The following is a 10,396-nucleotide window of genomic DNA, read 5'->3' on the forward strand; positions in this document are numbered from 1 at the left end:
GCGGCTCCTCCGCCGGGGCCGGCTCGGAGCCGGCTTCGCGGACCGCCTTGGCCAGCGCCATCAGGTCGTCGGTGTTGGGCATGGGGGCCTGGTCCGGCAGGGCCAGCCGCAGCACTTCCCACCCGCGCGGCACGGTCAGCCGTTCGGCGTGTTCGGCGCAGAGGTCGTAGCTGTGCGGTTCCGCGTACGTGGCGAGCGGTCCCAGGACAGCGGTGGAATCGGCGTACACGTACGTCAGGGTTGCGATGGCCGAGCGCTGACAGGCCGAGCGTGAACATTGACGTATGGATCCCACGACAAAGCATCTTACCCGCCGATCCAGCCGGGGCGGGAAAGCGGCACGGCCCAGGCCGGAATTGGGCCAAGCGTACGACGCCGGTCCCGCCCCTTCGTGCCGTGCGTTTGGGCCCGCGCGGGGCTAGAGTCGATATATGGAAAACGGACCTTCACTCAGCATCAGAGTGGGCGATTCGGCGGATCCAGCAGCCACGCCGCGTTCGTTTGGGGAACGACGGCGGAACCGCCACGGGCGCGGATTGCGCGGTGAGCTGTTGCCCGCCCATCTTCCCGGCAACCTGAGCCGGTCGGAACGCTTCGAAGGCTGGGTCTCGGACTCGGCGGAACGGCTCCACTATTTCTGGGGCGAGCCCATCGAAGCGGCGCAGTTCGTCGTGGAGGACATCCCGCCGAACCTGGAGGTCCTCGTGGCGCGGGGCGAGCCGGCCCCGCTGGGAAGCTTTACTCCGGCAGGTCCCCGGCGCCCCGCCGTCGTTACCGTCTACCGGCGTCCGGTGGAAACCGCCGCGCAGTCCAAGGAGGAACTGCCGGAACTGGTCCACGACGTCGTGGTCGAACAGACCGCGCACCTGCTCGGCATGGCACCGGAAGCTGTCGACCCCGGATACGGGCGGACCCGCTCCTGAGCCGTTCGGCGGCGTCCTCCTGGTCGGCTGGCGCACCCCTCCGCTGCCCCGCCCCACTTGGGGCGGCGGATTCTGCACATCTTTGACGGAGTTTGCCCGGCTTTATCCTTCAAACAACGCGCTGACGTGCGGCGATAGGCAAGGCCGAACCAAAAGCTGTACAAATTCCGCCGCAGCAGCCGCCTGGCACACTGCTCCGAGCGGCCCGGCGTGCTTGGGACGCTGTGGCGGGGTCAGTAGCCGATGAACACCGGGACGCTCTGCTGGCCCTGGGCTCCCGGCGGGATCGGCAGCACGGAGATGTTGGGCTGGCCGCCGTTGTAGACCACCTGGGAGCCGTAGACCGCCTCGCCGGTGGCGCTGACCAGCATCGCCGCCGGATCCTGGCCGCCGTCCTTCGGGTTGACGGTCACGGTTCGGCCGGCGGGGATGGCAACGGTGCGCGCGGCGCCGATCTTGCCGCTGCGATCCACCGGCCGCAGGCTGATCTCCGCCTCGCCGTCCGGAGCGGTGAAGGACAGCTTGGAGCTCACGCCCGGGGGCACGATGGCCAGATGGTCGCTGCCGAGCCGGACGGACGAGGGCGCCCAGCCGAAGTCCACCGGGTCTCCCTCGCCGGTTCCGCGGCTGACCCGGGCTGCGGCGGCGACGGACACGTCGGAGGAAATGTCGGCTGAGTAGGTTCCGGCGGGAAGCGAGTCCAGCGGGATCGACAACACGCTGCCGGCCGCCGCGGTAAGCACCCCGCCGCCGGGCAGTTCGACCTGCCCCCGGGGACCGAACAGCCGGACCTCGAGCCTGGCATCGCCGGCACCGGGCACCACCACTTCCAGGCTCGGCGCCGCATTTTCATAGCCGTTCTGGCTGCGGATCCCGCGGGCCAGCTTCTCGTCCTGGACCTCGATGCCCGTGACAACCTGCCGCAGACCCGGCCCGCTGCCTGGCTGCAGCAGCTCCACGCCGCCCGGAGTCAGGCCGCGCAGCACGCTCTGCTGGATCGTGCCGGCCACTGCGCCGCCGGAGGAACTCACGTGCACGGCCAGCGACTCCTGCCCGGCGGCCAGCCCGGCCAGCACCAGGGAGCGGCTCTCGCCCGGAGCGAGCAGCAGCCCGCGGCTGCCGACAGCCTGGATCGGGCCCTCGGCACCCAGCAGCTCCAGATCCACGGTCGCCGGCGTTTCGCTCGCGTTGTAGAGGTTCAGGACGGAGCTGGCGCCCACCGTGGTCGACGCCCCGAGCAGCCAGAAATCGTTCGACGGCCTCAGGCAGTTCGCGGCGGCCAGCCCGCGCAGGTCCCCGTCCTCGGCCGTGTAGCTCATCGCAGCCCCGGCCCGCGAGTGCTGCTCGCCCATCGGCTCCACGCTCAGCACCGTCGGCGCCTGGATTTCCTGGCCGGACACCACCTCGGCCACCAGCCGGGTCTCCCCCGCCTCGTTGCTGCCGCCCGTGCCCGCCTCGTCGGTGGATTCGGCGATCCGCAGCAGCGGCGAGTCCGCCCCGAGCTCGTTCAGTACACTGCCCGGGATGGTTCCGCCGAGGTCGCTGAAGACCACCGCTCGCGCACGGGTCTCGGCGGTCCTGGAGACCGGGCTGAATTCCGGGTCCACCTCGTCGGCGGCACTGTCGAGCAGCTTCAGCGGTTCAGGGCAGACGGCGGTGAAGTCCCCGGCGGGCACGGCGGCCGCGATCGGCTCCACGTCGGCAGCACCGCCGGGCGGCGGCACCAGGCTGCCGGCCACCACGGCTCCGGCGCCCACCAGGACAATTCCGACGCCGGCCGCCACCCCGAGCAGCGGCCCTTTCCGTTGGGTGCCACGGGCCTTGGGCGCAGTGTTGGCCGCCTTGTCGCGGGCGGCCTCCCGCGCCGCCTTGGCTTTTTCGGCCGCCTTCGCGGCCTTGCGGGCCTGCCGGCCCTCGACAGGCCGCTGCTCTTCGTGTGGCTTGTCCGCCATGGCTACGTATCCTTCCCGGCCGTGGCAGGCACCGCGTCGTCGTCCCGGCCGTCCTCTTCCCGGCGGCCACCGTCCCGGCGGTCATCCCTGGCGCGGGCGCCCTCCGGCCGGTCCTCGTTGCCGCGGGCATCGTCCCGGTAGTCCTCAATGCGGTCGATCTCGTGCGCCGCGACCTGCAGTTCGCCCGGGCTGCTGTCCGAGCCGGTCGCCTTGACGTGTTCAATACGGCGCGGAACGAACCGCTGCCGCGCCGGGATCGGCACGGCCAGCAGCACGGTGATGCCGATCAGCAGCACCTGCACAGTGCCGATCCACACGCCCCAAGGATTGCTGAAGCTGATGCGCAGCTCTCCGCCGGTCTCGGGCAGCTTGAAGGCCTGGGCCCAGCCGTTCTCTACCGGCTCCAGCGGTTCACCGTCCAGCGTCGCGCGCCAGCCGGGATTCATCCGCTCGGCCAGGGCCAGCGTCCTGCCCGCGCCGCCCTCGGGGATGGTGCCGCCGGCGGAGACCCACGAGGAATCGATGGTCTGCAGCAGGTCGCCCTTGCTGTCCACCACCCGCACCCGGCTGGTCAGCGTTCCCGCGGAAGGGTCCTCGGCCGAGCCCTCGGGCACCACGCGCCAGAGCCAGCCGGCGTCCGTGCGCCCCACGGCGGCGAGTCCGGGCACCGAGTCGACCTTCTGCGCCAGCAGTTCGGCGGCGGTATTCGACTGCTGCAGCACCACGAAACCGACCCCGAGCCGGGCCAGCTCCGGCCGCGGATCCACGCCGCTGCCGGCGACCAGGATGGCCACGGTGTCCCGGACGGCAGCGTTGGCACCGTCGTCCTCGCGGCGGGCCGGATCCAGCAGTCCGCCGGTGACCGGCCGCGCGGCGTAGATGCTGGAAAGCTGGTCCATGGTGGTGCCGCCGCTGTGCATCACGGCGGCGCCGATGTCCCCGTCCGCAGTGCCGAGTACCAGCGTGCGGGTCCGTTCGGGCGAGGTGCCGCGGTCCGTCGCGGTGGCCGGCAGGATCCGCTCGCCGCTCGGGGCCAGCAGCATTTCCGTTCCGAAGTCGGTCAGGGCCCGCCCTTCGGCCGCGACGGTTTCCTCCTGGACCAGCTGCGGGAGCAGCCAGTGCGCCAGGTTCAGCACCGGGCCCAGGGCCAGTGCGACGGCGGTGCCCGCGGCTATCGCGCGAAGCGCACCTTGGCTACGGCGTTCCGAGGCAGCCAGCTGCTCCAGCACGCGGTCGGCGCCGATGAGCGCCGCGGCGGCGAGCAGGAACACTGCCAGCGACACGAACTGTCCGGTGAACGGGGTGACGAAGGTGCCCGGGGCGATGCCGGTGGCGACCATCGCCGAGAGCCAGCTGCCGGCCAGGGTGATCAGTGCGCCGAGCCAGGCCATGCGGGCAAGGCCGCGGCCGGGTCCGGTGGCCAGCAGTCCGGTGACGGCCAGCGCCAGCATGGGCACGGCCGTCAGCAGCGCGAGCACCAGGGCCCACGGACCGGCCGCCCACGACTCGAGGAAACCGAAGGCACTCAGTCCCGCGCCGGCGTCGAACTTCACCGGGAAACCCATGATCTGTTGCCACAGCGGTGCTGCCTCGAAGCCAAGCGGCACGCCTGGATCTCCGAGCAGCGCGCGGGGCGTGTCCAGGGCGGAAATGAACATCGGCAGGCCCAGGGCCAGCGGCGGAACCAGTGCCCACCAGACGGTCCGGGCGCGGCGCCCCAGGGTCAGGCTGATGATGCCGACAATGACGATGATGACCGGCAGCAGGGCCGGCGCGGAGGCGGTGATGACGGCGAGGGCCAGTCCGGCTGCCGCCGCGGCGGTCCAGGACGGGATGCCGTTGATGCCCGGCTTGTGGATGATCTCCGGCCGCGGCTTCAGCGGATCCGGGTTCTGCCGCTGCACGGCGGAACCGGTCGCCCGCACCAGGCCGAGGATCGCCCACGGGATCATCAAGTGCGCAATCAGCGCGCCCAGCCGGCCGGAGCCGAGGGCCACGTGCAGCGCCGGCAGCGAGGCCCAGAAGAACGCGGCCCAGAACCGCAGGGCGCGGCGCTGGGTGAAGGCTCCGGCGGCCAGCCAGGCAGCGAACGCGGCCAGCGGCATGGCCAGCACGATGATCGCCAGGACCGCAGCCGATCCATTGCCGAGGCCGAGCAGCGCCAGCAGCCAGAGCACGTAGCCGAACGGGTCGCCGTGGCCCGGGATGCCCGAACCGAGGCTGATCCACCAGGTGGACGCGTTGTGCCAGATTTCGGCCAGGTCGGTGGACACCGGCCGCAGGGCGCCGCCCACCAGCGCAGGCGCGCCGAGGAAGCCGAACATGCCGATCAGGGACACCAGCGCGAGGACCAGCACGGCCACCACGGCCCCGGTCCCCACCCAGGAACGCAGCGGCGAAGCCAGGGCGGCGAAATCGTCCGAGCCGCCGGTGGGCTCGTGGCTGCCGGCCGCGTCCATGCCCGTGCCGTCCCCCACGACATGCTCGGCGCTGAGCGATTCCATCAGCGAGCGGCGGTAGGCGAAGACATCCTGGCGTCGGACCATCAGCGGCCGCACGATGCTGCGGGCGGTGGTCCGGGTCCGCGCCGCCTGTCTGCGGGACTGCAGGAAGTCGACCGGCCGGAACAGCGCCTGGACGGTGGCGATCAGCTGGCGAAGGCCGTGGCCCGGGTCCTTGGCGACCGTGCTGGCGACGAAGCTGAAGAGCCCGCCCAGCAGGCTCCCGAGCCACAGGAGCGGCAGCTTCCACCAGGGTGCATGCTTGAGCCGCAGGTGGACCTGGGCGCGGCGGGCGGCCATGGCGGAGGCGTGTTCGTTGGCCCGCTCAGCCGTCGCGTGGCGGACGGTCGCGGTCGGCACAATCACCACGCGGTTACCGGCAAGGCGGTTGCGCCAGCAGAGGTCCACGTCGTCCCCGACGCCCGGCAGGCCCGGATCGAAACCGCCCAGCTGGTCGAAGACGTCGCGGCGCACCAGCATGCCAGCGGAGTTCACGGCGAAGAAGTCGCTGCGGCCGTTGTACTGGCCCTGGTCCAGCTCGTCCAGGTCGATCATGGTCAGCCGCTCGGCACCCCGGCTGATGGTCAGCCCGGCGTCGATCAGCTTGCGCGGGTTGTCCCAGTCCACCTGCTTGCAGCCGGCAATGGTGACCGAGGGAGCGGTTTCGACGGCAAGCAGCAGCTCTTCGAGGGCCTCGGGTTCCGGGGCGGAGTCGTCGTGGAGCAGCCACAGCCATTCCTGGACGCTGCCGCTTACGGCAGGGCCGCCGTCGGACTCCCCTGCCGGATGCTCCCCGGCAGGACGCTCCGCGGCAGGATGGTTCGCGAGTTCGTCGACGGCCGTGCGCACCGCGGCTCCGAATCCGCCGCGGGCCGGGGCGGTCACCACCGGACTGCCTGCGGCAGGGCAGAGCGCAGCAGGTAGCCGGACGCGTCAGTGGACCCGGCGTCCGCGCCAATGTGGAAGTCAGCCCGTCGGGTTTGAGCGTCGAGGGCCTTGAGGGTCCGGGGCAGATAGTCGGCGCCGTTGTGGGCTACGACGACGGCGGTGACGCGAACTTGCTGGTGAATCAGACTGCTCTCTTCCGTAGGCGGCGGCGCTCGCGCTCCGAAAGCCCGCCCCAGATGCCGAAGCGTTCGTCATGTTCCAGGGCGTATTCGAGGCACTGGGCGCGCACCGTGCAAGCACCGCATACCTTTTTAGCATCCCTGGTGGAGCCGCCCTTTTCCGGGAAGAACGCCTCCGGGTCCGTCTGCGCGCACAGGGCGTCGGCCTGCCAGCCCAGCTCCCCCTCGTCCGCCGGGTCCAGGCCGGGCAGCCCGATCCAGACCGCCTGCTCCTTCGGCTCGGGCGCTTCGCGCAGCCGGCGGGGCGGGGCCTGGAGGGCTTCGCCACCCTCAAGCTCCTCGTCCGTGCCGGCATCCAGCGCTTCGTGCGCGGCCAGGAAAGCCGTCGCGGCATCGTCCAGGTTCCGGGTCCCGCGGTGGCGCTCGGCGGCCGACGGGTCAGCCGGATCGACATACCAGTCCGCGGGTACGCCACGCGAGCCGTAGCTGACCGAAGCCTGCGCTTCCAGGTCTTCACGGTACTGAATTCGCTCTGCCTGCCCCATGAGCCCTCCCGGTTTCCGATGTCCCAGCCTGCTGCCAAGATGTGCGTGTTGGCCTGCCTGTGGCCACTGCGGCCTTTGCTGTTCCACCAATAATTACATGGGTGTAATACGTGCAAGTCAAGCGGGGCGGGAATCTTAGCCATAGTGCCGGCGGAATCCGGTGTACGCCACGCCCGGCAGCGTGTCATGATTCTTCCTAGTCAGCCGCACGAACCGCGTTGCTGCCTATGACGATAGCTTTAACCACAAGCGTCTGCCCAGCCTGTGATTCTTTCAACAGGTGCCGATCCGTTGGAGGGATCCCGTGAGCCAAGCCCGCACCGTCGACCAGCTGCTGACCGCACTGCGCCCGGATTCCTCGCCCGCCCTGATCTGGTACGGACCGGACGGCGAGCGGGTGGAGCTGTCGGGGCGGGTGCTGGACAACTGGGTTGCCAAGACAGCCAACCTGCTGGCCGAAGAGCTGGATGCCGAACCCGGCGCCGTGGTCCGGCTGGCGATGGCCCCGCACTGGCGGTCGGTGGTCTGGGCGCTGGCCAGCTGGCAGGTAGGAGCCACCGTGGATGCGTCCGGGACCGGCAGTGCTGAAGCGGCTGCCGCGGACGTCGTCGTAAGTTCCGACCTGTCCGCCCTGGGCTCCGGTCCCGCGTACCAGGTGGCGGTGGCCGAGGGCGCGCTGGCGCTCGGCTGGCCCGGCGAGCTGCCCGAGGACGTGCTGGATTACGCGGCCGAGGTGCGGTCCTATGCGGATGTGTACCTGGAAACCGGGTCCGCCGATCCGCAGGCAACAGCCTTGAAGTACGACGGCGGCGAGGTCACCTTTGCGGATTTGCTGCAGGTCGAGCCGGCCGAGCGGAACATCCTCGTGCCGGCCGCGGCGGACTGGGCCGACGTGCTCAGGGCATCGGTGGCCACCTGGCTCGGCGGCGGTACCGTTGTGCTCGCTCACACGTCCGTCCAGCCCGAGAAGCTCGTGGAGAGCGAGCGGATCACCGAGCAGCTCTAGCCCGCGCCGGCTGGGTGCGCTTGCGTCCGCCGGTCCACCCGCTCGCCCTACCTGGCCCCTGGTTAGCGCTCGGGGGTGCCGTTCTGCCCGCCGCCGGGCTCCGGCCGGCGGGACGTTCCGGCAGAGGGACGCTCCTGCCCCTCAACGCCGCTGCTGCTGTGCTCGAAGATCTCGTGGTCGTGGGCGAACTCCGGCTCGGCATCCAGCTCCTGGTTGAACACGATGAAGCGGTACGCGAAGAAGCGCACCACCGTGGCCAGCACGGTGCCGAAAATGCCGGCGGCGAGCAACTCGGTCCGCCCGTCGATGCCCAGCGGGTATTTGGCGATCCAGACACACCCGGCGGAGATCAGCATCCCGATGACATTGATCACCACGAACATGACAAGCTCGCGCAGCGGATTGGGCTGGCGGCGGTCGCGGAAGGTCCAGTAGCGGTTGGCCAGCCAGGAGAACAGGGTGGCTACCGAGGCCGAAACCAGGCGGGCTTTGACCTCGCTGTCGGACATCGGCCCGTTGATCAGCCACCAGTAGAGGCCGTTGTCGATGACGAAGGCGATGCCGCCCACGGTGCCGAACTTCGCGACTTCGCGCCAGAAGAGCGAGACCAGTCCCCGGATGCGTCCTGCCAACGTTCTGTGCATAAGCTGCGCTTCGATCCCTCTCCTGGACGGCGGCACCCTCGCCGGGCGCCAACGGCCCATTCTAGAACCGCCGGCTGGGAGATTCCCAAGTCCGGCCGCCGCTTCTGTGGATGTTGTGGCCGGCCGCGAAGCGCTGCCAGCGAATGCACAGCCGAGGTTCGATACGCTTAATGGGTGACTTTCCCCGTAATCGGCGTTGTTGGCGGCGGCCAGCTCGCCCGCATGATGGCGCCCTGCGCAATTGCCCTTGGTTTCGAACTCCGCGTGCTGGCCGAAGCCGAAGATGTCTCCGCGGTGGCCGCCGTAGCCAACGCCCCCGTGGGCGACTACAAGGATCTCGAGACGCTGCGGCGCTTCGCCGACGGCCTCGACGTGATGACCTTCGACCACGAGCACGTGCCCACCGAACACCTGCAGACGCTGATCGGCGAGGGGGTGAACGTCCAGCCGCATCCGGATGCGCTCATCCATGCCCAGGACAAGCTCGTCATGCGGTCCGTGGTGGAGAAGCTGGGCCTGCCCAACCCGGCTTGGGCCGCCGTGTCCACCGTGGAGGAACTGGTGGAGTTCGGCACCCGGACCGGCTGGCCGGTGGTGCTGAAGACTCCGCGCGGCGGCTACGACGGCAAAGGCGTGCGCATGATCGACGACGCCGAAGCCGCGGCCGCTGCCGCCGACTGGTTCACCGGGACGCCGCTGCTGGCCGAAGACAAGGTGGACTTCAGCCGCGAACTCTCGGCGCTGGTGGCCCGCACGCCCTCCGGCGAAGCTAAGGCCTGGCCCGTGGTGCACACCATCCAGGTCGACGGCGTCTGCGACGAGGTCATCGCTCCTGCCCCGGAACTTCCGGCCGACGTGGCCGAGGCCGCCCAGCAGGCTGCCCTGCGCCTGGCCGAAGAACTCGGCGTCACCGGCGTGATGGCCGCCGAGCTCTTCGAAACCCCCGGCCAGGGTGCCGGCTTCGTCATCAACGAGCTCGCGATGCGCCCGCACAACACCGGCCACTGGACCATGGACGGCTGCGTGACCAGCCAGTTCGAGCAGCACCTGCGCGCCGTCCTCGACCTCCCGCTCGGCGCCACGGAGCCGCTGGGGGACGTCGTCGTCATGAAGAACTATTTGGGCGGCGCCAACACGGACCTGTTCAGCGCCTACCCGCAGGCCCTGGCGGCCGAACCGGACGTCAAGGTCCACGGTTACGGCAAGTCGGTGCGTCCGGGACGGAAGATCGGACATGTTAACGTGGTGGGCCGGAAGGCATCGGACGTTGACGAACTGCGCCGGAAGGCGTCGCGCGTGGCGGCCATCATCCGCGACGGGTCAGACCCCGCAGGAAGGTAAGTAATGAGCGAAACCCCACTTGTCGGCGTCGTTATGGGCTCCGATTCCGATTGGCCGGTGATGCAGGCAGCTGCCGAGGCACTGGCGGAATTCGGCGTCCCGTACGAGGCCGACGTGGTCTCCGCGCACCGCATGCCCGAGGACATGATCAGCTACGGCAAGCAGGCGCAGGAGCGCGGGCTGCGGGCGATCATCGCCGGCGCCGGCGGGGCCGCGCACCTGCCCGGCATGCTCGCCTCCGTCACGCCGCTGCCGGTGATCGGCGTGCCCGTGCCGCTGAAGACGCTGGACGGGATGGATTCGCTGCTGTCGATCGTGCAGATGCCGGCCGGCGTGCCGGTGGCCACGGTCTCGATCGGCGGCGCCCGCAACGCAGGCCTGCTGGCCGTGCGGATGCTGGCCGCCGGCACCGATGAG

Annotated in this window: 9 protein-coding genes; 4 read left to right on the forward strand and 5 right to left on the reverse strand. The window is 70.4% G+C overall.

Translation table 11 applies throughout. The features are described from left to right. Window positions 1–295: DUF3499 domain-containing protein (locus D477_RS17455; RefSeq protein WP_043847542.1), on the reverse strand; the 295-nt coding region annotated here is incomplete at its 3' end. A 256-nt stretch (window positions 296–551) separates the two neighbouring features. Between D477_RS17455 and D477_RS17460 the strand changes: the two genes are divergently transcribed. After that, window positions 552–923, forward strand: a complete 372-nt coding sequence (locus tag D477_RS17460; RefSeq protein ID WP_237740822.1) for a metallopeptidase family protein — start codon at window positions 552–554, stop codon at window positions 921–923. Window positions 924–1,156: 233 nt separating this feature from the next. Here D477_RS17460 and D477_RS17465 read toward each other — a convergent pair whose 3' ends face one another. The 3 genes from D477_RS17465 to D477_RS23405 form a co-directional block, all read right to left on the reverse strand. Next, on the reverse strand, window positions 1,157–2,875 hold the full coding sequence (locus tag D477_RS17465; protein ID WP_005272727.1) for a DUF5719 family protein: 1,719 nt from the start codon (window positions 2,873–2,875) through the stop codon (window positions 1,157–1,159). A 2-nt stretch (window positions 2,876–2,877) separates the two neighbouring features. Beyond that, window positions 2,878–6,261, reverse strand: coding sequence for a glycosyltransferase (locus D477_RS17470; RefSeq protein ID WP_237740823.1), 3,384 nt, complete (start codon window positions 6,259–6,261; stop codon window positions 2,878–2,880). Window positions 6,262–6,445: 184 nt separating this feature from the next. Next, window positions 6,446–6,988, reverse strand: a complete 543-nt coding sequence (locus D477_RS23405; protein ID WP_005272731.1) for a WhiB family transcriptional regulator — start codon at window positions 6,986–6,988, stop codon at window positions 6,446–6,448. A gap of 304 nt (window positions 6,989–7,292) precedes the next feature. Between D477_RS23405 and D477_RS17480 the strand changes: the two genes are divergently transcribed. Further along, window positions 7,293–7,994 (forward strand): TIGR03089 family protein, encoded by a 702-nt coding sequence (locus D477_RS17480; protein ID WP_005272732.1) that lies wholly within the window; start codon window positions 7,293–7,295, stop codon window positions 7,992–7,994. A 62-nt stretch (window positions 7,995–8,056) separates the two neighbouring features. On the opposite strand, the gene D477_RS17485 is transcribed toward D477_RS17480, so the two are convergent. After that, window positions 8,057–8,638 carry a GtrA family protein gene (locus D477_RS17485; protein ID WP_005272734.1) on the reverse strand — a complete coding sequence of 194 codons (582 nt, stop codon included), beginning with the start codon at window positions 8,636–8,638 and terminating at the stop codon, window positions 8,057–8,059. 174 nt (window positions 8,639–8,812) lie between these two features. On the opposite strand from D477_RS17485, the gene D477_RS17490 reads away from it, so the two are divergent. Together D477_RS17490 and purE are read left to right on the forward strand one after the other, a co-directional pair. Then, window positions 8,813–9,979 carry a 5-(carboxyamino)imidazole ribonucleotide synthase gene (locus D477_RS17490; RefSeq protein ID WP_043847540.1) on the forward strand — a complete coding sequence of 389 codons (1,167 nt, stop codon included), beginning with the start codon at window positions 8,813–8,815 and terminating at the stop codon, window positions 9,977–9,979. 3 nt (window positions 9,980–9,982) lie between these two features. Then, window positions 9,983–10,396 (forward strand): 5-(carboxyamino)imidazole ribonucleotide mutase (gene purE / locus D477_RS17495; RefSeq protein WP_005272738.1); only part of this gene is annotated, 414 nt, incomplete at its 3' end.

Source organism: Arthrobacter crystallopoietes BAB-32 (genome assembly GCF_000328305.2).
GTDB classification, from domain to species: Bacteria; Actinomycetota; Actinomycetes; order Actinomycetales; family Micrococcaceae; genus Crystallibacter; species Crystallibacter crystallopoietes_A.

Bases quoted from the DNA above. Each gene is read 5' to 3' on its own strand.
- D477_RS23405 (WP_005272731.1), bottom strand. From the start codon at position 6,988: ATGGGGCAGGCAGAGCGAATTCAGTACCGTGAAGACCTGGAAGCGCAG.
- D477_RS17465 (WP_005272727.1), bottom strand. From the start codon at position 2,875: ATGGCGGACAAGCCACACGAAGAGCAGCGGCCTGTCGAGGGCCGGCAG.
- D477_RS17485 (WP_005272734.1), bottom strand. From the start codon at position 8,638: ATGCACAGAACGTTGGCAGGACGCATCCGGGGACTGGTCTCGCTCTTC.